Origin of the sequence: Winogradskyella poriferorum (genome assembly GCF_050618035.1) — a bacterium.
In the GTDB taxonomy this organism is placed as follows: Bacteria; Bacteroidota; Bacteroidia; order Flavobacteriales; family Flavobacteriaceae; genus Winogradskyella; species Winogradskyella poriferorum_A.
In genome coordinates, this window is the sequence record NZ_JBODPY010000002.1 from 354860 (window position 1) to 375253 (window position 20394).

Sequence of the window (20394 nt, forward strand, 5' to 3'; positions counted from 1 at the left end):
ATTTAAATATATTCTGTTGATAGGTTTTCGATTACCAGGCCATCTTCAATGCTCATTATCAAACCTTGCGCTGCACGCTCACCTGAAAGCATGGCCGCATTTAAAGAGCCATTCAAAAGATGATCACCAGCAAGGTAAATATTGGTTTTAAGTTGTGTTTCTGTAGGTGAAATTTCATATTGCAGATGCTCTAAATCTGGGAGTGCTTTTCTGATATGGTAAGTTTTTAAATGTCTTTTAGTGTCGATGCCACAATAGGTTTTTAAATCAGTTTCCACTCTTTTAATGAGTTCTTCTTCACTTAACTCATGGGATTTAACCACAGTTACAGATAAAAGCTCATTATCACCTTTCTGTTGTGTTTGGACACTATTGTGATAAAAGATGTTATTTATAAGTGCTTCCTTATCTGAAATTAAACCTATCAATGGCTTTGCTATGTCTCTGCTTTCAGTTTCAAAATATAAATTGTAGCACGATTTCCATTGCACAGGTTGATTCTTAAGGTTAGCGACTAAAGGACTAGGCGCTGTGGCAATAACCGTAAAATGAGCCTTAAATTTTTCTCCAGTCTCTAATAATATATGATCATCATTTACAGCTTTAACCTTAGTATTAAAGTTAATTTCGGTATGCTTTAAGCTTGAAGCCAGTTGTTTGGGAATTTCGCCAATACCTCCTTTTGGTAAAGTTGCAAGACCTTCTCCAAACATTTTATATACAAATTCAAACATCACACTCGATGTTTGCAATTCCGACTCAAGAAAAATACCTGAAAAGAAGGGTTTAAAAAATTGATCAATTACGTTATTGCTAAATCCTTGAGCTTTTAAATACTCTATAGTGGTTACAGCTTTAGATTTAAAAATCTTATTGATGGATTTTTTCTTGAGACGATTGTTCAGTTTAAATATTTTCAATTTATCAGATAGACTGCCTACATTGGCCATTACTGTGGACCAGAATAAACTTCCATTGCGCAAAGGGTCACCTATGGTCTGTGACTTTCCATTGTTATAAATTATTGCTCCTGGTAAAAAGGATTGTAATTTTAAGTCGCTGTAATTAAGAAATTCTTGGGCTTTAGGATAAGCCTCTAAAAGCACTTGAAAACCATGGTCTAATTGATAGCCTTCTACAATATCCGTTTTTACACGACCTCCGACTTCATTAGTAGATTCTAAAATTATTGGCCTATAACCATTATCTTCTAGTGTTTTGGCTGCAATCAATCCACTTACACCAGCACCAATAATATATATTATATACTCTTCACGCTCCATATTCGATCTAAATTCTTACCACATTACCTCTATATTCCATAGAATTATTAGCATTAAAAACAGTCATAACAGCGTTGCCATTTAGCAAAATTTTAATGTCAAATTTGTACCCAACACCATTAATTGTACTTCTAAAATTAAGATCGATAACTTTACCTGCTTCATCAATATTTACCTTGTACCCTTTAATGGATTGATCATTAAATTTAAGTACATTAGAATTGTCACCTTCTAAGGCTATTAAAGTTCCAGTAATGCTTTTATTTTTAATGGATACTTTACTTGCATTTTTGGTTCTCTTAAAACCATCAAAACTTAAGTAAGCTCTAAACTCATAGGATTGACTTTCTATAGTCTTAATTGAATTTTCATAGGTGCTTTGCAATGTAGTATTATCTGCACTGTAAGATTGTGCTGATATTTGGGATAAAAAACCAAAAAAAGCTATGATAATAGCTAGTTTTGAGTGCTGAAGTACTTTGATTTTTTTCATACCTGAAAAATAAAACTTTTTAATTAGATAAGTGGCTTAATATGCATTAAAGGTAAGCATTCGTAGGACAGATTTTATTATTTTCTTAAAAGCTGTTAAAATCATAATTTTAAAAATAATTGATATGTATTTTTGCAAAAATTATCTACATGTTAAAGCAACTTAAGTTATTTCGAATTATTGCTTTATTAGAAGGTCTATCCTACATCCTTTTATTATTTATTGCAGTACCTATTAAATACGGATTAGATGATCCACAATTTGTAAAACTATTAGGTATGCCTCATGGCTTATTATTTATTGCCTATCTTATTATGGCCGTGATGATAAGTGCTGATCTAAAATGGTCAAATAAAACCTTATTTGTAGCTTTAGTGGCTTCAATTATTCCATTTGGAACATTCTATATTGATAAAAAATATTTGAGAAATGTTAAAGCTTAACATAAAACATTACATCTATGATTTGCTCGTAGAGCATGGCATGTCTGAGACTTCAGCAGAATATTTAAATATGTTTTGCTTGCTTATTGCCTTGTTATTAATTGCGTTTATCATAGACTTTATTACCAAAAGGCTATTATGGCGTTTTTCTGCTGGTGTAGCAAATCGAACAAAAACAAATTTCGATGATATACTTATAAACAATAAACTACCAAGAAATATTGCTCATATTATTCCACTTGTTATTCTTATAGAGTTTGTGCCAGATGTGTTTGCAGACTTTGAATATGCTGAGGATATTATTGAGAAAACCTTAAAAGTCATTGCTGTCCTTTTAACGCTTAGGATAATTAGAAGCTTTTTAAACTCTATAAAGGATTATCTGAAAACTTTACCGAGCTATAAGGACAAACCAGTAGATAGTTACATTCAAGTGTTTATGATATTTGCTTGGATACTTGGGATATTTGGTATTTTCTCAATTTTAACCGGTTTAACTTTTATAAAATTTGCCGTCTCTCTTGGAACTGCTTCTGCTGTTATTTTACTTGTTTTTAGAGATACCATTTTAGGTTTTGTAGCGAGCATTCAGGTAACCATTAATGATATGGTACGTATTGGAGACTGGATTACCTTCGAAAAATATGGCGCTGACGGTGATGTAACCGAAATAAGTTTAGCTACAGTTAAAGTTCAGAATTGGGACAAAACAATTACAACGATTCCTACCTATGCCTTAATTTCTGATTCATTTAAAAATTGGCGAGGTATGATGTCGTCTGGTGGAAGACGAATAAAACGATCTGTAATAATAAAAACGTCTACTATAAAGTTTTTAAATGACGAGGATATTGAGCGTTTTAAAGGGATAGAGCTTATCTCTCATTATATCAAAGAGCGATCAGACGAAATAAAGAAATTTAATAAGGATAATAATGTCGATAAGTCCATTTTAATAAACGGTAGAAATCTTACCAACTTCGGCGTTTTTAGGAAATATCTACAAACCTATATCGAAAAACATTCTGCCATAAATAAGGAAATGACTTTAATGGTGCGTCAATTAGAGCCTACACCACAAGGAATTCCTATGGAAATATATGCGTTTAGTTCAGACATAAGATGGCAGAATTATGAGTTTATAATAGGTGATATTTTTGATCATGTACTAGCATCAGTTGCTTATTTTGATTTGGAAATCTATGAACTAAGTGTCTCAAACTCTGATTAAAACCTGCTTCAAAATACTATTGTTAATAAGAAAGTTAACAACATAATTGTCTGCAAGCATTCTCAAGTTCGTTAATAACTAAATTTAATTCCCAGTTAATCCAAAGACCTATATCATGAACAAACGATCTGAAGACCTACATGCTATTAGACCAGTAATTGCATCTGCTAAAATTTATGATACCATGAGCGCTGATGAAAAGTTTCAGAACAAGACGCTCCGACCAATCATTAAGATGCAACACAATCTATTTATTGCAGTTTTTAATAATTACATTGTAAAACGTAAAAATGTCTTTTACGAATTGTCTTTACAAAAGCAGTTGGATTATATAGATAATGCTATTCACAAGGATATGAAGTTTAGAAACTCCATAAAGGGCATGATTATTGGACAATTTACTATCGAAGAATACGAAACTTATATTCTCAATTCATCAGCCTTAAATAAGCGTATGATGAATATTGTAAAGAACCGATTGATTAATAGTATTCAATTGTTTGTTAAGCCTGAAGTTTTAAAAGCAGTTTAGAGCAAAGATTCACCATTTAAATTGGTGGTCAAGACATCGCTCATATAATCAAAAAACGGCCTTATTTCGATAAATGCTTCATTGACATGGTCTATAAAATTTGAAGCTTGCACCTCCTTATCTGAATATTTCTTGATAAAGATATATTGCTTCTTTCTAATAAGATCTATAGCTGGATGTTCTTTATCAAAGCCTTTAGGTGCTGTTTTAAGTTCATCACCAACAAATCCTCCCCAAGTTGACTTGAAAGAATCCTTTTTCAGAATATCTCTCATTTCGCTATCATCCATTTCAAATTCCTTTCGAATTCTTAAAAGATCTTCTTTATTGGGTTCCCAAAATCCTGTGGCAATAAAGGATTCATTATTGGGTTGAATATGTAAATAATAGCCACCTCTTAATTCAGGTTTTTTTCTGTGAAACGAACCTCCAAAATGCGTTTTATAAGGCAGTTTATTCTTAGAAAAACGGACATCTCTATATATTCTAAATACTTTTACCTTATCTATCTGATCATGCTGATTTAAAAGCTCACCTAAAGCATTATAAGTTGCTTTTACTTGCGATTCTATGGCTTTAAATTCTGGTTTATTATCATTAAACCAATCTCTATTATTATTTTTTGAAAGCTTTTTTAAAAAGGGTAATGTTTCTTTAGGTATTCTATTATTCATAAAATTTTATTTCCTCTAAAATTAAAAAAAGCCATCCTAATAGATGGCTAATTAACGAGGTCTTAACTATAAATTGTTATATATCGTTTACACAAGGCTATCATTTAATTGAGAGGCTGTTTCTTTTGTAAACGCATCTAGCATCCAACTACTTTTTTCAATATCTCGTATGTAAGCACCGATTAAATCAATGGTTCCTTCATCATTGGTAGCTTCTGCCTTACGGATGACTTTGGACATTTGTTTTAATAAAATACTATGGTTTTCTAATATAGATTTTACCATTTCTACGTCGGTCAACTCTGCAGAGACTTCATTTATTGATGAGGCTTCTAAATAATCCTTTAGATTACTCATAGGATGATATCTCAAAGTGAGTATACGTTCAGCAATTTCATCAATCTTCTCACGTGCCTCTATATATAGGTCCTCGAACTTTTGATGTAATTCAAAAAAATTCTCTCCTAGAATATTCCAATGAAAATTTCTTAGGTTCTGGTAATAAATGTGATAGTCTGCTAATAGGGTGTTTAGTTCTACAACAGTTGGTAATAATTTGTCGTCATTCATATTTAAGTAATTCATAACTATTGTTTTCTTTTTTTGTGTTAAACTTCTTTCACTATTTAATATATAGTTATGTAATGCAATGTCAAGGGTCTTAACAGGGTTTAACGAAATGAGGACCAGTTTAACCTAATATTTTGTTAAGTAAACGGGCAAATGTTAAAGCAAAAGTGTGGAATTATCGTACATTTTTGAAATGTTAAAAAATAAACTTGCGTAGCGACTTTATTTTCACTATCATGCAGTACTATTTTAAAATTCACATTAAATTTATGGGTAGACCAGCAACAAGACCAACCAAATTAAAGGATGGTTTTTACATTGAAATTAGAAACAAAGGCTCAAAATCAGGTGTTAAACTTTACAGTGGAACTAAATTACAAATGCACCGTGCAATAAAAATGTACGAAAGATCTAAAGAAGTTATTATTCTTGGTGAATCGGTTAACGGTAAATTTGTTGATAAGGAGCCAAAATTACATGTCGTAGAATAAAATACTTAATATTAAACTTAAAGGGTGAAGGCTAAAAACTTTCACCCTTTTTTTATGCCCATATGTTTCATCAGCACATCATTTATTTGATTTTTTATAAATTGGTTTGTGTAAAAACTAACTAATTACTAATTAAATCAATTTTATTATGTCTAATTTGTCACAAAAACCACCTGTTTGGTTTTGGATCATTGGAGTCCTAGCACTCGTATGGAATGCCATGGGTGTAAATGCTTATTTACAACAAGCCTATAATACCGAAAGTTATAGAGAAATGTACACACCAGAACAACTCGATATTGCAGCTAATATGCCTGCTTGGGTTACTGGAGCCTTTGCTGTTGCTGTCTTTAGTGGCGCACTAGCATCTCTATTGTTATTATTAAAAAAGAAATTGGCAAAACCTTTATTTCTACTGTCATTATTAGCTGTTCTTACCCAAATGGGATACACCATAATTAAAGGGTATACAGACAGTATGGTTATGGCTATAATTGTTATTGCTGCAGCGGTTTTACTTTATCTGTTTGCAAAACATGCCACAAAAAAAAGTTGGATACATTAAAATGTTAACCAACCAATCCGTAAAAGGTATTAGTAAATCGCTAGTACCTTTTTTAGTTATAATATGTTAGATTTGATTATAAATAAAAATTATGCAATTAAACACTCTAGACTGGATAATCATCATCTTTTTTTTAAGCCTCTTTGCCTTTATCGGTATATATGTATCAAAACGTGCAGGTAAGGATACTAACGAATTTTTTCTATCCGGCAGAAATATGCCTTGGTGGCTTTTAGGTGTGAGTATGGTTGCAACAACTTTTGCAGCTGACACACCAGGTCTTGTGACTGAACTTGTAAGGAACGATGGTGTTTCAGGCAACTGGGTTTGGTGGGCTTTGCTACTTACTGGTATGCTCACTGTTTTTTTCTATGCCAAATTATGGAGGCGTAGTGGTATTACCACAGATCTCGAGTTCTACGAATTACGGTACTCTGGCAAAAGCGCAGCCTTTCTAAGAGGGTTTAGAGCTATTTATTTAGGTGTTATCTTTAATGTTATAACAATGGCTGGTGTTTGCTTAGCAGGTTCCAAAATTGCTAATATACTACTAGGCTTTTCGCAAGAACAAACGCTTATATATTCTTCAATAATTGTAGTTTTTTATGCCTCATTGGGTGGTCTAAAGGGTGTATTAATTACAGATTTTATTCAATTTATTATTGCAATGGTTGGTAGTATTTGGGCAACCATTTATATCGTTAATCTTCCAGAAATAAATGGAATAGAAACTTTATTAAGTCATGAGGGTGTTGCAGGTAAACTTAGCTTCTTCCCAGATTTTAGTAATACAGAAGCACTTATTACCCTTCTCATTATTCCATTAGCCGTACAGTGGTGGAGTACTTGGTATCCAGGTGCTGAGCCTGGTGGTGGAGGCTATATAGCACAACGTATGTTAGCAGCAAAAGATGAAAAGCATGCTACTTGGGCAACCCTATTTTTTAACTTTGCGCATTATGCCATGCGTCCTTGGCCATGGATAATAGTTGGACTTGCCTCTTTAGTAATTTATCCAGACTTAGGGACCTTATCTAATGCTTTTCCTAATTTGACTGCAGAAATGCAAGGGGACGATGTGGCTTACGCTGCAATGATGACGTATTTACCAGCCGGTTTAATTGGTATCGTTATGACCTCTTTAATTGCGGCATTTATGAGTACCATATCTACGCAATTAAATTGGGGCAGTTCATATGTTGTTAATGACTTCTATGGCAGATTTATAAATAAAGAAGCTTCAGAAAAACAGAAAGTTCTTGTTGGGAGAATTTCAACCATTACTTTAATGATTATGGCAGCCTTGTTTTCATTTTATCTTCAGTCTGCTAAGGATGTATTTAATTTATTATTACAAATAGGTGCTGGAACAGGTTTATTGTTCATATTAAGATGGTTCTGGCATCGTATAAATCCATACAGCGAAATTGCTGCTATGGTTATTTCATTCGCTATAGCTTTATTTTTCTTTATTAATGGGAAATTATCTGAACCTATTGTAGAATTAGCTACACATTGGCAATTAGTAACTGGTGTTTTTATTACAACTATCGGTTGGATTGTAGTGACCTTATTAACAAAACCAACGAGTACTGAAACTTTAGATGGATTTAATAAGCTTGTATTTTCCGGGTCATCAAAATTTGATGGGTTTGGTTTAAAGCTAATTGCGTTTTTAGTTGGTACACTAGGCGTTTATACGACCTTATTTAGTATTGGTAGTTTTATTTACGGCGATTTGCTTAAAGGTGTAATATTACTGCTACTTAGTTCAATATCAGTGGTAGTAATTGTTAGAATTATTGCAAGAACGCATTAATCAAACTCGAGTGAATGTAATATTAATCCAGATGCTGGAGCAATGTAATCCATTACAACATTGCTATCCTCTTTTAATGATGATGCAATAAATTCGAGGTCAACCTCATATTTACCAAGTTTAATTAGGCAACCAAACATTAATCTAATTTGATTACGCATAAATCCTTTACCTCTTATTTTAAACACGTAAGTTTTATTAGGAAAAAAATTAGCTTCGTAAATGTTATTATCAACGATTTCAGATAGTTCAATGGTTCTATTGTATTTACCTTTATCAGTAGCTTTATAGCAATATGGTTTAAAATTATGAGTCCCTTCAAATATCTTTGCTCCTTCACGCATAAGCTCAACATCTAAAGGATCTAATATTGTAGATAATATTGGTGCACAGAATGGATGATTCTTTGTACCCTCAGAAAACACATAATGATACTCTTTTATTTTAGAATCTTGAATTACATTAAAATCACTACTCACCTCTTTTATCGATAATACCCTAATATCTTGTGGTAGATTATAATTGAAAAGATTCAAAAATGCATCTAAATCCTCTATGGGTTCGTTATATAGAAATAATTCTAAAGCCGCTTCATTTGCAGAAACCATTGCGTCAGTCCGACCTGCTCCTAGGGTTTTAAATTTTTGATCGCCAAGAATATACTTCAAAGTACGATCTATCATGAGGTGTAAGGTCTTTACATCGGGCTGTTTTTGCCAACCGTGAAACCGATAGCCTAAATATTGAATTTTTATTAAATAATAATACCTTTTGTTAAACATGAGGGCAAGAACGCCAATTTGAAGAGAATTTGCAAAGGATTAATCCATTAAAGGCTCGAAAGTTCCTGTATACCTAATGGCTGTTCTATTAGATCCGTAAACGATAATATTACTTTTTAAATTATCAAATACTACCATTCTAATTCTAAAGGTTTCTACCTGATTATTAGTGTCAAACTGAATTATGAACTTGTCTGATTTACTTTTTTCATCAATATTAAAATCGGTATAATCACCAGAAAAAATAATGCTATTATCAGCAATATCATTATAACCAACATTTCGCATTTCCCCAAAATATGATAAATCACCTTCTGCTGTTTCTCCATCAACTTTTAAAAAATCATAGTTGCCAGATAAATTAATTTGACCTCCAATATTCTGAGAGCCTCGCATCAGCGCATTTGTAGCCATTATGACATCATTGGATTGCAATGGATATGCAAATTCAGCATTAAACTGAAAAGACTTCGTTGCAAGCGCTGAATTTATAAGCTGTACATTTTTTTGTTGTTCCTCAGCAGACAACTTAGGTTTTGTACTACTGCAACTCAAGAAAGTAAAAACAACAAAAAGAACTAAACAAAGCTGTGCTTTCATGGAGTTTCCTTTTTCACTTTTAAAGATAAGGATTTATTGAAGTTTACATTCGCAATAAACTGTTAATATTAAGTGGTAATCATTTAAAAATGTAATTTATGTAGTAGCTGTTTTAACGGTATATATGGCATTACATGTCTTTTAATCACCTATTAACGTTTATAACGATGCTTCGTCGATTGTTTGCAAATTAAGGCCTCCTTAATTAATACATTTATTCTCGCTATTAATCAACAAATCTATCATGAAATCTCTCAACCCGTTACTTTCATATATTTTTAGACCCTCATTTTTAAAAGTTCTAATTTCTGGGCTTTTCTGCTTCAGTCTCTTAAGTATGGTAAGTCATTCAGCCAGCTCCCACTTAGGGCTTGTAAAAGTTCGGATAGATAATGGTACAAACCATTTCACAACCGATATTTATTTTAATACAAATGGTACTGCTGGATTAGATCCTGGTTATGACGCTTCACTTTTTGGTGGTGTGGCGCCTTCATTTTCAATCTACTCTTTATTAGTTGAGCAAAATACAGGCATGCCTTTTGGTATACAAACACTTGGTGAAAATGAGATGAATGGGATTACTGTTCCTATTGGTATTCATGCAAATCAAGGTGAAATGATCACGGTAAAATTAACTGAAATCACAATCCCTAATTCAATTAATATTTATTTAGATGATAGTTTAACTGGGACTTCTACTCTACTTAATTCTGGTAATTATCAGTTCTTGGCAGAAAATGCTATACTCGATTCTGGTCGGTTTTATCTGAGATTTGATGCTAACGCTTTAAGTAATGGTAACCAAAACTTAGAACAGCTTAATATTTTTACAGACCAGAGCACTAGTCGTCTTATGATTGAAGGCACATTAGAACAGGATACAAACTATAGTATATATGCCATTAATGGGACTAAAGTTAGAAGTGGCAAACTAAATAGTACATCTAGAGATAATACAATACAACTACATGGATTACAAAGTGGTATCTACATTGTAGAAATAACCACTAAGGGTGAACAAAGACGTACCGAAAAATTTATATTGAAATAAAACATTAAAAAAACCACAGCATTTTAAAACTGTGGCCTTTTACTTTTCTAGTTAATTTACAGTACTTCTAAGAAATAGTCCATCATTTCTTCCTTTAGATCATAATGTAATTTAATATAGGTTCTCATATCTTCTCTTAATGTGCGCTGTTCATTCTGAAGCCTACCATCTATATTTTCATTAAAATCCGCATTATTAATATTAGCCATTTTGTTACGGCATCGATGTAATAATTTTGATATCGCATCTTTTTCGATCATAATTCTATTTTGAAAAACTTCCAGTTTAATCATTACCAAAGAATCTTTATCACCTCTTTGAACAATTTCTTCTAGTTTTTCTTCGAACGTATCCATTTCATTGAAATGAAATCTTAATTCGCGCTTCCAAGTTTCTATATTAAACTTGAGATCGCTTAAGTACATGACTTTACTATGCATAGTGATTGTATTTTAGGTTGTTACTAATTCTTGTTGTTTAACTAATTCTTTATGTATATGTCCTGGTACGGCTTTATAGCCTTCAAAATTTGAAGAATACGTCGCTCGTCCTTGTGTGATTGATCTTAATTGACTGGAGAAATCAGATAATTCTGCCGTTGGAATTGTACAACGCAGTATCTGATAATGTGCTTCGGTTTCGATGCCCTGTATAACAGCTCTTCGACTTTGTAGTTCCGTCATTACATTACCAACCATCTGTTCTGGCACCCTTAGTTCCATTTGTTCTATTGGCTCTAAAAGCTTTGGATTAGCATTTAAAAAAGCCTCTCTAAAAGCGTGAGCTCCAGCTATTTTAAAAGAAATATCATTAGAATCGACTTGATGCATTTTCCCGTCATATACCATAACTCTAATATCTCTAATAAATGACTTGGTTAACGGACCAGATCCCATAACCTCGATTATACCTTTCATTATAGATGGTAGATAACGTTGGTCTATAACACCTCCAACTATACAGTTGTAGAATATTAATTTTCCATCCCAAGGTAAATCTACTTCTTCCTTACCTCTTATTGAGAATCCTTCAGGTTCTGGCACACCTTCGTAATAGGGTTCAATTTTAAGGTGCACTTGGCCAAATTGTCCTGAGCCACCACTCTGTTTCTTATGTCTGTAATTTGCTGTTGCACTACGCGTTATTGTTTCTCGGTAAGATATTTTTGGTGCTTCAAAGCGTGCTTCTACATCATATATGTTTTCTAATAACCAATTTAATGTTGAGAGATGTAATTCCCCTTGCGTACCTACTAAAGTCTGATGAGTTTCATTATTATAGCTTAGATCTACGGTTAAATCTTGACTATGAATGCGCTTAAGGGCCTCACTTAATTTTTCTTCTTCTGTTGAGGACTTGGCAAATACTGCTTTAACCAATCGAGGCTGTGGATATTTAATTGGTTTAAAAGTACCAGCTTCAGCTTTCTTTGCTAATGTGTCATTCGTTTCAGTATACTTTAATTTGGTTGTGGCGCCAATATCTCCTACGGTTAGTTTCTGAACAGAATGCTTCTTTTTACCATCCATTATAAAAAGTTGATTTAGCGTTTCAGATTCTCCTGTCCTTGTATTAAAAAGTTTATCATTGACATTAACTTCACCAGACATAACCTTAAAGAAGGTAATCTGTCCTAGATTAGGTTGATAAACATTTTTAAAAACGAATATTGATGTGTCATCATTTAACTCTGGTTTTATTAATTCGCCTTCAAGTGTTTGTTCAGGTTTTAAATCGGAAGCAGCAGGTGCAACGTTGTCAATAAAGCCCATTAATCGTCCTGATCCCATGTCTTTTAACGCAGAAACACAAAATACCGGAAAGAAATCATGATTAAGCATTCCTAACTTAATTCCCTTTCTAAGTTCTTCTTCAGTTAAGGTCCCTCGATCAAAAAAATGTTCCATTAGTTCCTCATCGTTTTCAGCAGCCTTTTCTACTAATTCATTATGCAGCATGGTCGCATATTCCATCTGATCGTCTGGTATAGGTAATTTCTCAGGCTTACCGCCTTCAGGCCTGAACTTGTAACACTTCATTTTTAAAACATCAATGATGCATTGAGCTCCATCTAGTTTTATTGGGTATTGTATCAGCACTGCATTTTTCCCAACCAATTCCTTAAGACTATTAGAACTCATTTCAAAATTGGCCTTTTCACTATCAATTTTATTAATTACAAATAATGTAGGCTTGTGATATTTATCAACGTAGTTCCAAATAATTTCTGTTCCTATATCTGCACCATGTTTTGCATTTATGACCATAACTATGGTATCTGCAACTCGTATGGAAGACATAATTTCACCAATAAAATCATCTAATCCTGGTGTGTCAATAATATTTATTTTGTAGTTACGCCACTCAGTATGCAAAGGGGTAGCAAAAACAGAAGCACCGCGTTGGTGCTCAAACTCATGGTAATCAGATATGGTATTTTGCTGTTCTACAGTACCACGTCTATTAATAAGGCCAGCTTCAAAAAGCATGGTTTCAGATAAGGTGGTTTTGCCAGCACGATGCGTACCTACAAAAGCCACATTCTTAATGTGTTTGTTATCGAATACTTTCATATTTATATTGATTTTTGAAGTTATATTGTCTAAAAAATTGCATTCTTAAAGGTACCTTTACTTATAATTTTAAAACATGATATAAGTTAGGTTATGAATATTTTTGATAAATCAAAACATGAGCATTCCTACTAGGCAGACTTTAGAAGATATGTACGCTGGTTTTCAGAGCACACCCTTACTTTGGAAGGACAAAAAGGTATATGGATTGGAGCAATTTTTGCCAGATGAGACAACAAACACCTCCTTTAAAGATAAAGAAAATAATTCGATTCGACTTGGTAAATGGGTAGAGAAATTTGTTTCGTTGCAATTTGATAACCAGAAGGATGCATCCATTATCTTAGAAAACATTCAGGTTAAAAACAACAACAATACCATTGGTGAATTAGACCTATTATTCGATCGAAATGGACAAACTATACATTTGGAGATTGCCTACAAATTCTATCTTTTAGATAACTCTAATAAGACAATTAAACTCGAGAATTGGATTGGTCCGAACAGAAAAGACAATTTAAATCTAAAATTGGAAAAGATTCGTACAAAGCAATTTCCTCTACTTTTTAAAGAGGAAACAAAAACACACCTAGACAACATAGATTTAGAATCCATTAAGCAACTAACCTGCTTCAAAGCCCAATTGTTTGTTCCATTAAACAGTCAAAATGTAAGTATTGAACCATTAAATAACGACTGTATTATTGGGACATATTTTAATTATGATAAAATAGATAGCTTTAAAGATTATCAATTTTATATACCTTCTAAATTAGAATGGCTTTGTATTCCTAATGAGAACGTCGAATGGCTTAATTTTGAAGACGCAAATCCTATAATTAGACGTTTTATTGATAGTCATCGCTCGCCTCTATGTTGGCTCTATTCACCAAAGAATACAATAAATAAGCACTTTATTACATGGTGGTAAATTCTAATTTTAATGCACAGTTACTTTAAGTTATATAAGCCATATGGGTATTTAAGTCAATTTATAAATAACCAGACCAAGCGAAAATCGAAGCGATTACTGGGTAGCTTATATGATTTCCCTGAAGGCACTATGGCAGTGGGACGACTAGACGAAAAATCAGAAGGGCTATTACTCCTTACTACAGATGGTAAGTTTAGTAATGAAATAACAAGTTCTAAAGTCGAGAAAGAATATCATGTTATGGTTGATGGATTAATTACAGATGAGGCCATTAACAAAATGAAAAATGGCATTCTCATTACCAACAAAGGCGAATCCTATTTAACCAAATCTTGCAAGGTTGATTTGCTTACAAACACACAACATATTATTGAGAGACCTGTAAGAGACGATAAACATGGTCCTACAAGCTGGATAAAAATTATTCTAAATGAAGGTAAATTTAGGCAGGTTAGAAAAATGACTGCTAAAGTAGGCTATCCTACATTACGACTAATAAGGGTGAGAATTGGAGATGTAACTCTTGGAAATATGAAACCTGGTGATGTAGAAGTTATTAATTATTAGAAGCCTCGTCACCTTCACTTTCTTCTTTGCTATCGTCTTTTGACTTTATTACAGCCTTCTCATTATTAAAGACAATCCTTGCCTTTACACCTGTTAATAAATTCCATTCTTTCGACGATATGACTCTTCCTGAGTCATCGTAAACTACAAACTCTGCAGTATTTGGGCCTGATTCACCTTGGTTTAGGGCTATGATGTCTATTATATTTCTGCCTTGGGCCAAATTAACTTCTACACGTCTATAGCTACTTGTTAGTAGTAAATTATGTTTAACAATGTAACCATTAACCGTAATCTGTACTCTATCACCATCTGGATATTCGTGATCTCGACAAACGATATTTACAAACTTAGTATCTACATTATGTTCTCCAAGAAACTGATCGGACATGGTTTTAACCACACCTCCCTTTACCAATTCTTTTTTCCAACGTTTTTCAAAAATCTCACCAGGGTTTTTCAATCCATCATCATAAACCATAGAAAACGGCTTTTCTGATTCTTTACGACTAAACTCTTTGCGATCTTTATCTTTACCAGAAGACTTATCCTCCTCTTTTTCTAGTTTTGGTGCAACTTTAATCTTTAAGGGAATAGAGTCCTTTTCCTTATTAGATTTTTCTGCAGGTATTCTAATAGATTTAGTCTGCTTGTCTTTAACTTGTGAAAACAAAACCGTAGCACTAAACATGTTAAAAAAAAGTAATATGAATTTTATGGTTTTCACTTTTGTCTTGATAAGTTGACTTTTGTTATAAGCTTCAAAAACTATACCTATTTCAAAATAAACGCTAAATAATTGAAATCCTTACAAAAATACGTTAAAACTTACCGTTAAAACTGATCCTTAATTTGCGGTTGTATTCTTCAAACAACCAATCTTTATAATTATCAGTGCTGTTCATAATACAATAGCAATACTGCTTAATACGATACGCAATGTCATCTTGCAAGAGCTTAATTAAGTCGCGAGCATCATAGACATCCTCACTATTTTCGATACACATTTTTGAGTGTTGTGCAATTGACTTCTCAATTACAGTAAAAGACTTTTTACCAGATTTTATGACTTCTTTATAGGTCGACTTTACATCAAAATCTAAACTTGGTGAGTTCTTAAATTTCTCTTTCACAGAATCTGGCATTACATAAACGAAATCACGTTCAAGCGATTCATCATCAATAATATTCTCTAAGTATAAATCTGGATATTTAAATATATGCTGCCAGTCTACAGGCTGACTCCACGGACCAAAACGTGCCACATTATTACCTAAATCTATAACCTGAAAAGTGCTTCTATCTTTATAAATTCTACTACCACGACCAATCATCTGAAAATAAAGTGTTAACGATCTTGTAGCTCTATTTAAAATTATTGATTCCACTGAAGGCTCATCAAAGCCTGTTGTTAGAATGCTCACAGAGGTGAGTACAGCATCTGGTGTTGTATTGAACCACTTTAAAATATCTTTACGATCTTGCTTACTGGCTGTATTATCGAGATGTTGCACATTATAACCTGCTTTTTTAAACGTGTAATAAACTTCCTTAGAAGTGTAGATACCGTTATTAAAAATTAAGGTCTTTTTTCCTTTTGCAAGCTCTTCATAAGCTGTAAGCAATTTGCTTTGCATTATGGAATTGGTATAAAGCGCTTCAGACGATTTTACAGTATAGTCTCCATTAATACCAATTTTTAAAGACGTTAAACCAACATCATAATGATACATTTCAGCTGTTGCTAAAAAACCGTTCTTTATCAGTGTAGCAATATCATCTCCAACAATAAGTTTATCATAATTATCCTTCATTGGTAATTTGATATTACTACTTAAAGGTGTTGCTGTAACGCCTAGAATAAAACAATCCTCAAAAAACTTAAATAACTTCCTAAAAGAGTTGTAATGTGCTTCATCTATAATAACCAGTCCTACATTCTTAAGTTGAAAATCATTGTCTGAAAGACGATTATTTAAGGTTTCCACCATTGCCACAAAACACTTGTAGTCGTCTTGATCTGGTAAGGTTTTTACCTTACTATTTATGACCTTATTCTTTACTTTAAAACCAGAAAGAACATCAGATGTCTGCTTGCAGAGTTCAATTCTGTGCGTTAGAATTACAACTTTCTTATTGTGTTTTTCTATATATCGCCTTACAATTTCCGAGAAGATTACAGTCTTACCTCCACCTGTAGGTAATTGATAAAGAAGATTAAAATTATCGGACTCTTCATCCATCACATCAAAAATGCGATTGAGATCCTTTATTTGATAATCATATAATCTTTTCTCTGATATATTATTGTCTATGGTTTGGGTCGCCATTTATGGGTTGCTAAATCGTTAATTTTGCAAAAATAGCATATTATAAGAGTTTTTGTAGTTATTGTTAATAACCTTTAACAAGATTGGTATTGTTGTTGTGCATCTATAAATATTAACATTTTAAATATTTAATTATGAAAACTACAAGACGACAGCCAGCAACGGTCAATGCAGGCTCTATGGCAGATATTGCCTTTTTACTTCTTATTTTCTTTTTAGTTACTACTACAATTTCAGCAGACAAAGGGCTGTTGAGACAATTGCCACCCTTCTGCCCTACTGGAGAAAATTGTATTGCTGATATTGAAGAGCGGAATCTTTTACGAATAATGATTAATGGAAAGAACGAGGTATTGGTTAATGACGAAGTTCTAAAAATTGAAAATATAAAGGACGCTATAATAACATTTGTAGATAATAATGGATCTAATAGCTGTAATTATTGTAAAGGCCCTAAAAGTTTGGAGGCATCAGAACATCCAAAAAAGGCTATACTATCACTGAGTCATGCTAAAGAAGCAAATTATGAGCAATACGTTAGTGTGCAAGATGAAATAACCAAGGCCTATTATAAATTGCGTTATGACTATAGTAAAACCATTTTTAATAAAGAACCAGATGAACTCTCTCAAAATGAATTGAAGGAGGTTAAAAGCGCCTATCCATTTGTTGTTTCTGAGGCTAATTTGAACTTTTAGCGTTAAAATTTGTTAAATCATTACTATGTATTGCACAGTACTGTAACATTTTTGTTTAATGCTCGTCTATTATGTGTAAATCAATTAAAAAACGAGAAATCATGAGAACTTTAAACAACAATCAATTATCAGGTACGACAGTAGGAACAAAAAGTTTTACTTGGAACAAAAAGAGGCGTTACAGATAATAACGCAATTCATCAATCACTAAATCAAACAGTTATGAGAGCTTTATCAAGAATCGTCAATACATCTAATAGTTTAGATGATGACTTAGAAACAATTAGATTATGAAAATTGAACCTAATCAAATTCAATTAAAATAAAAGGCCAGTTTTAGAAAAACTGGCCTTTTTATGTAGTAAGTTAAAGGAATTACTCCTTAATAATTTTATGTACCAAGCTGTTATTTTCACTACTTAGTTTAATAAAGTAAATACCACTACTCAATTGTTCTAAAGATAAAATATTAAGTGTGTTGATATTTAATTTACCTCTTGTAACGCGCTGTCCTAAAGCATTTACAACTTCATAATCCAAAGCTTCATTTACATTCTGTGTACGAATATTTAATGTTTCCTTTACTGGATTTGGATAGAAGGTCACAAAATTAGCAAACGTCTCATCATCAATACTTAATGGATCCAAGGCCTTGAATAAGATAGATTCAGAAGCACCAAAATCTCCACCAGATATAAGAACATTACCATTTTCATCTTCTACATTATAAGATCCCGTTCCAAATCCACAACAAATACCATCTCCATAAGAATCAAATAAGGTAAACGTATAACATTCATCAAAAGCTGGAATTGTTATTGTTTCTTGATAAGTTGTCGCATTAGCGTAAGTAGTACCACCACTTGCAATTAAAACATTAATACTATTTCTTACTTCCCAAGTGGTTTCACTCGCATAATTATCTGTTGTTATATTTAGAATAATCTCATTCGTTGAAAATTCAGGAGACACCTCAAAACCAAATACAAAACTATCATTTGATGTATTTTGATCAGGAACACCGTTTGGATTAGATACCATTATGGTGAAGGTATGACTACCTGGAGCGATATTATTATAAACTGGACTTGCTACAACCACACTTTGTCCATTGGCCAGATTACCTGTCCAATTAATCGTTGTTGCAGGTTCTGAGTCCAAATAATACTCTACTGTAGCGGATGTTAAATTTAAATTACCAGGATTAATAAGTGTAACATTTGGAGTAAAACCAGCATTACATAAAAGTGCATCATTATTGTCACCTGCTGATGCTCTCGCATCATTATCAAAGGTTTCAAGAGAAGGAAATTGTCCTAATGTCGTAGCACCTGTATTTCCTGGATCTAACCAGTCTCTTAAACGTGATGCAGCAGAACTACCGAAATCCCAAGCTACACCAAATCTACCATATACATCAAAGCCTCCATTATCATTAGTTCCAGTACATGCAGCGGCACCACCAGATAAAACACCAATTAGCTCTCCGTTTTCGTTAAAAATACCAGATCCGGAAGATCCTGGTTCTGTAACTCCTAAATCCCAATCTTCAACACGCCACATTTGTGTTGTAGGGTTTCCATTGAAATTAGTTTGAGTTCTAGTAGCACCTTGATCGTCTCTACATACTTTCTGAATATCTCCACTTGGGTGATGGATACCAAAATTTAAGTTTGGTGTTTGAGTTGTTGAATTATTCCATCCTACCCATACCACATCTGGGTTATTGTTAAAAAAGCTTGCATCGGTTATTTCAACAAGTTCCATGTCCGATTGCGAACTATTGGCTCTAAGAATAGCACCACTTACAGTTTGATTGAATGAACCATTTGTACTTGGTGTCGTTGTGCCACATGAAGGATTAGGACTTCTCCAGTTAAATCTAAAGGCCCATCCACCAACATTATTTCCGCAATGGTTAGCCGTCATAAAATATGGCGTACCATCATTATTAGTATTGTTTATTAAAGTACCTGAACAAAATCCAGTATTTCCAGTTACTAACATACCTGAAGCTTTTTTAATATTCTCCTTTACCGTGTCAATACTGTAAGGATCTGCTCCTGGTGGTGTAATATCACAATCAACATCATGGTTACAGTCGCCAGAGTCATTCAGTGCTTTTTGGTAAGTCTCCGCGGTTCTATATCCATGTACCACTGAGCCTAAGGTTAATTTAGCTTGTCCAGTAACATTTGCGGGTTGGTAATACTCAATCCACGCTTGCTCTCCATTAACAAGCCAAGTGCCCAACACTTCTTCAGCATTGTTATTGTGATGCGTAAATGGCCTTAACAAATCATCCTTATCGTTATTGTAGACATACAGTTTGGCGCCTTCTGGAATATAAAATATATCGAAATAGAAATTTAAAGTATGAGCACCTTCTGATTTGTAGGACATTCTCCAAATCTTGTCTCCGTTAGGTAAGGTTGTCCATTTGCCCACTTCATTAAAATCATGATCAACATATAACTCATGGCCAAATCGCCAAGGTTTAGATTTATCTTGATCATTAATTAAATCTTCATCTTGCAAACTTTTTAAATTGAAAGAAGGCAATTTGTGAGGTTTCACATTTTCAAATTCATGTGAAATGGTCCAACTTGGTGGCTTGATATCCTCGGGTATGGTTTGACCAAAAGATACCATGGCTAGACACCAAAGTACGAGTAGTAGTTTTATTTTCATTTTTAGTTAATTTTTTACGACAGTAAGTTACATTTTTTTAAGGCAACTTAGGTGCATAGCGCAG

General features: G+C 33.1%; 21 protein-coding genes. 10 read left to right on the plus strand and 11 right to left on the minus strand.

The window, feature by feature from the left end:
- Positions 1-2 precede the first annotated feature (2 nt).
- Entirely contained in the window at positions 3-1283 is a 1281-nt protein-coding gene (locus ACRHOC_RS06405; protein WP_431157759.1) for an NAD(P)/FAD-dependent oxidoreductase, read from the minus strand.
- Between the two features lie 7 nt (positions 1284-1290).
- Positions 1291-1776, minus strand: coding sequence for a hypothetical protein (locus ACRHOC_RS06410; RefSeq protein ID WP_431157760.1), 486 nt, complete (start codon positions 1774-1776; stop codon positions 1291-1293).
- 149 nt (positions 1777-1925) lie between these two features.
- Here ACRHOC_RS06410 and ACRHOC_RS06415 point away from each other — a divergent pair, with 149 nt between their 5' ends.
- From ACRHOC_RS06415 to ACRHOC_RS06425, 3 genes are all read left to right on the plus strand, one after another.
- Complete coding sequence (locus tag ACRHOC_RS06415; protein WP_431157761.1) at positions 1926-2219, plus strand: DUF3817 domain-containing protein; 294 nt, start codon at positions 1926-1928, stop codon at positions 2217-2219.
- Positions 2206-3450, plus strand: a complete 1245-nt coding sequence (locus tag ACRHOC_RS06420; protein ID WP_431157762.1) for a mechanosensitive ion channel family protein — start codon at positions 2206-2208, stop codon at positions 3448-3450. Before ACRHOC_RS06415 ends, ACRHOC_RS06420 begins: the two co-directional genes overlap by 14 nt.
- Before the next feature lie 115 nt (positions 3451-3565).
- Positions 3566-3982 carry a glyoxalase gene (locus ACRHOC_RS06425; RefSeq protein ID WP_431157763.1) on the plus strand — a complete coding sequence of 139 codons (417 nt, stop codon included), beginning with the start codon at positions 3566-3568 and terminating at the stop codon, positions 3980-3982.
- On the opposite strand, the gene ACRHOC_RS06430 is transcribed toward ACRHOC_RS06425, so the two are convergent.
- Complete coding sequence (locus ACRHOC_RS06430) at positions 3979-4656, minus strand: DUF2461 domain-containing protein (protein WP_431157764.1); 678 nt, start codon at positions 4654-4656, stop codon at positions 3979-3981. The two genes, ACRHOC_RS06425 and ACRHOC_RS06430, sit on opposite strands and share 4 nt — an antisense overlap.
- Before the next feature lie 87 nt (positions 4657-4743).
- Positions 4744-5241 (minus strand): Dps family protein, encoded by a 498-nt coding sequence (locus ACRHOC_RS06435; RefSeq protein WP_431157765.1) that lies wholly within the window; start codon positions 5239-5241, stop codon positions 4744-4746.
- A gap of 254 nt (positions 5242-5495) precedes the next feature.
- Here ACRHOC_RS06435 and ACRHOC_RS06440 point away from each other — a divergent pair, with 254 nt between their 5' ends.
- The 3 genes from ACRHOC_RS06440 to ACRHOC_RS06450 all read left to right on the plus strand — a co-directional run bounded on the left by ACRHOC_RS06440 (position 5496) and on the right by ACRHOC_RS06450 (position 8101).
- A complete protein-coding gene (locus ACRHOC_RS06440; protein ID WP_114301470.1) occupies positions 5496-5717 on the plus strand; it encodes a hypothetical protein in 222 nt (73 codons plus the stop codon).
- Positions 5718-5865: 148 nt separating this feature from the next.
- Entirely contained in the window at positions 5866-6282 is a 417-nt protein-coding gene (locus ACRHOC_RS06445; RefSeq protein ID WP_431157766.1) for a hypothetical protein, read from the plus strand.
- Between the two features lie 91 nt (positions 6283-6373).
- Positions 6374-8101 carry a sodium:solute symporter family protein gene (locus ACRHOC_RS06450; RefSeq protein WP_431157767.1) on the plus strand — a complete coding sequence of 576 codons (1728 nt, stop codon included), beginning with the start codon at positions 6374-6376 and terminating at the stop codon, positions 8099-8101.
- Here ACRHOC_RS06450 and ACRHOC_RS06455 read toward each other — a convergent pair.
- Together ACRHOC_RS06455 and ACRHOC_RS06460 are read right to left on the minus strand one after the other, a co-directional pair.
- A complete protein-coding gene (locus ACRHOC_RS06455; RefSeq protein ID WP_431157768.1) occupies positions 8098-8883 on the minus strand; it encodes a tRNA pseudouridine synthase A in 786 nt (261 codons plus the stop codon). The two genes, ACRHOC_RS06450 and ACRHOC_RS06455, sit on opposite strands and share 4 nt — an antisense overlap.
- Positions 8884-8922: 39 nt before the next feature.
- Entirely contained in the window at positions 8923-9483 is a 561-nt protein-coding gene (locus tag ACRHOC_RS06460; protein ID WP_431157769.1) for a DUF4251 domain-containing protein, read from the minus strand.
- Positions 9484-9820: 337 nt separating this feature from the next.
- On the opposite strand from ACRHOC_RS06460, the gene ACRHOC_RS06465 reads away from it, so the two are divergent.
- Complete coding sequence (locus ACRHOC_RS06465) at positions 9821-10537, plus strand: T9SS type A sorting domain-containing protein (RefSeq protein WP_431157770.1); 717 nt, start codon at positions 9821-9823, stop codon at positions 10535-10537.
- Positions 10538-10593: 56 nt separating this feature from the next.
- Here ACRHOC_RS06465 and ACRHOC_RS06470 read toward each other — a convergent pair whose 3' ends face one another.
- Both ACRHOC_RS06470 and ACRHOC_RS06475 read right to left on the minus strand, forming a co-directional pair.
- Entirely contained in the window at positions 10594-10977 is a 384-nt protein-coding gene (locus ACRHOC_RS06470) for a hypothetical protein (RefSeq protein WP_431157771.1), read from the minus strand.
- A 12-nt stretch (positions 10978-10989) separates the two neighbouring features.
- Complete coding sequence (locus tag ACRHOC_RS06475) at positions 10990-13110, minus strand: elongation factor G (RefSeq protein WP_431157772.1); 2121 nt, start codon at positions 13108-13110, stop codon at positions 10990-10992.
- A gap of 118 nt (positions 13111-13228) precedes the next feature.
- Here ACRHOC_RS06475 and ACRHOC_RS06480 point away from each other — a divergent pair, with 118 nt between their 5' ends.
- A complete protein-coding gene (locus ACRHOC_RS06480) occupies positions 13229-14041 on the plus strand; it encodes a DUF1853 family protein (RefSeq protein ID WP_431157773.1) in 813 nt (270 codons plus the stop codon).
- A gap of 12 nt (positions 14042-14053) precedes the next feature.
- Positions 14054-14611 (plus strand): pseudouridine synthase, encoded by a 558-nt coding sequence (locus tag ACRHOC_RS06485; protein ID WP_431157774.1) that lies wholly within the window; start codon positions 14054-14056, stop codon positions 14609-14611.
- Here the strand turns inward: ACRHOC_RS06485 and ACRHOC_RS06490 are convergent.
- Together ACRHOC_RS06490 and ACRHOC_RS06495 are read right to left on the minus strand one after the other, a co-directional pair.
- Entirely contained in the window at positions 14601-15338 is a 738-nt protein-coding gene (locus ACRHOC_RS06490) for a hypothetical protein (protein ID WP_431157775.1), read from the minus strand. The genes ACRHOC_RS06485 and ACRHOC_RS06490 overlap by 11 nt on opposite strands.
- 94 nt (positions 15339-15432) lie before the next feature.
- A complete protein-coding gene (locus ACRHOC_RS06495; protein ID WP_431157776.1) occupies positions 15433-16941 on the minus strand; it encodes a DEAD/DEAH box helicase in 1509 nt (502 codons plus the stop codon).
- Between the two features lie 134 nt (positions 16942-17075).
- Here ACRHOC_RS06495 and ACRHOC_RS06500 point away from each other — a divergent pair, with 134 nt between their 5' ends.
- Positions 17076-17639, plus strand: coding sequence for a biopolymer transporter ExbD (locus tag ACRHOC_RS06500; protein WP_431157777.1), 564 nt, complete (start codon positions 17076-17078; stop codon positions 17637-17639).
- A gap of 375 nt (positions 17640-18014) precedes the next feature.
- Here the strand turns inward: ACRHOC_RS06500 and ACRHOC_RS06505 are convergent, their stop codons facing one another.
- Entirely contained in the window at positions 18015-20330 is a 2316-nt protein-coding gene (locus ACRHOC_RS06505; RefSeq protein ID WP_431157778.1) for a T9SS type A sorting domain-containing protein, read from the minus strand.
- Positions 20331-20394: the final 64 nt, after the last annotated feature.

Coding starts and splice junctions, on each gene's coding strand:
- ACRHOC_RS06405 (WP_431157759.1), bottom strand. CDS start 1,283: ATGGAGCGTGAAGAGTATATAATATATATTATTGGTGCTGGTGTAAGT.
- ACRHOC_RS06410 (WP_431157760.1), bottom strand. CDS start 1,776: ATGAAAAAAATCAAAGTACTTCAGCACTCAAAACTAGCTATTATCATA.
- ACRHOC_RS06415 (WP_431157761.1), top strand. CDS start 1,926: ATGTTAAAGCAACTTAAGTTATTTCGAATTATTGCTTTATTAGAAGGT.
- ACRHOC_RS06420 (WP_431157762.1), top strand. CDS start 2,206: ATGTTAAAGCTTAACATAAAACATTACATCTATGATTTGCTCGTAGAG.
- ACRHOC_RS06425 (WP_431157763.1), top strand. CDS start 3,566: ATGAACAAACGATCTGAAGACCTACATGCTATTAGACCAGTAATTGCA.
- ACRHOC_RS06430 (WP_431157764.1), bottom strand. CDS start 4,656: ATGAATAATAGAATACCTAAAGAAACATTACCCTTTTTAAAAAAGCTT.
- ACRHOC_RS06435 (WP_431157765.1), bottom strand. CDS start 5,241: ATGAATTACTTAAATATGAATGACGACAAATTATTACCAACTGTTGTA.
- ACRHOC_RS06440 (WP_114301470.1), top strand. CDS start 5,496: ATGGGTAGACCAGCAACAAGACCAACCAAATTAAAGGATGGTTTTTAC.
- ACRHOC_RS06445 (WP_431157766.1), top strand. CDS start 5,866: ATGTCTAATTTGTCACAAAAACCACCTGTTTGGTTTTGGATCATTGGA.
- ACRHOC_RS06450 (WP_431157767.1), top strand. CDS start 6,374: ATGCAATTAAACACTCTAGACTGGATAATCATCATCTTTTTTTTAAGC.
- ACRHOC_RS06455 (WP_431157768.1), bottom strand. CDS start 8,883: ATGTTTAACAAAAGGTATTATTATTTAATAAAAATTCAATATTTAGGC.
- ACRHOC_RS06460 (WP_431157769.1), bottom strand. CDS start 9,483: ATGAAAGCACAGCTTTGTTTAGTTCTTTTTGTTGTTTTTACTTTCTTG.
- ACRHOC_RS06465 (WP_431157770.1), top strand. CDS start 9,821: ATGGTAAGTCATTCAGCCAGCTCCCACTTAGGGCTTGTAAAAGTTCGG.
- ACRHOC_RS06470 (WP_431157771.1), bottom strand. CDS start 10,977: ATGCATAGTAAAGTCATGTACTTAAGCGATCTCAAGTTTAATATAGAA.
- ACRHOC_RS06475 (WP_431157772.1), bottom strand. CDS start 13,110: ATGAAAGTATTCGATAACAAACACATTAAGAATGTGGCTTTTGTAGGT.
- ACRHOC_RS06480 (WP_431157773.1), top strand. CDS start 13,229: ATGAGCATTCCTACTAGGCAGACTTTAGAAGATATGTACGCTGGTTTT.
- ACRHOC_RS06485 (WP_431157774.1), top strand. CDS start 14,054: ATGCACAGTTACTTTAAGTTATATAAGCCATATGGGTATTTAAGTCAA.
- ACRHOC_RS06495 (WP_431157776.1), bottom strand. CDS start 16,941: ATGGCGACCCAAACCATAGACAATAATATATCAGAGAAAAGATTATAT.
- ACRHOC_RS06500 (WP_431157777.1), top strand. CDS start 17,076: ATGAAAACTACAAGACGACAGCCAGCAACGGTCAATGCAGGCTCTATG.
- ACRHOC_RS06505 (WP_431157778.1), bottom strand. CDS start 20,330: ATGAAAATAAAACTACTACTCGTACTTTGGTGTCTAGCCATGGTATCT.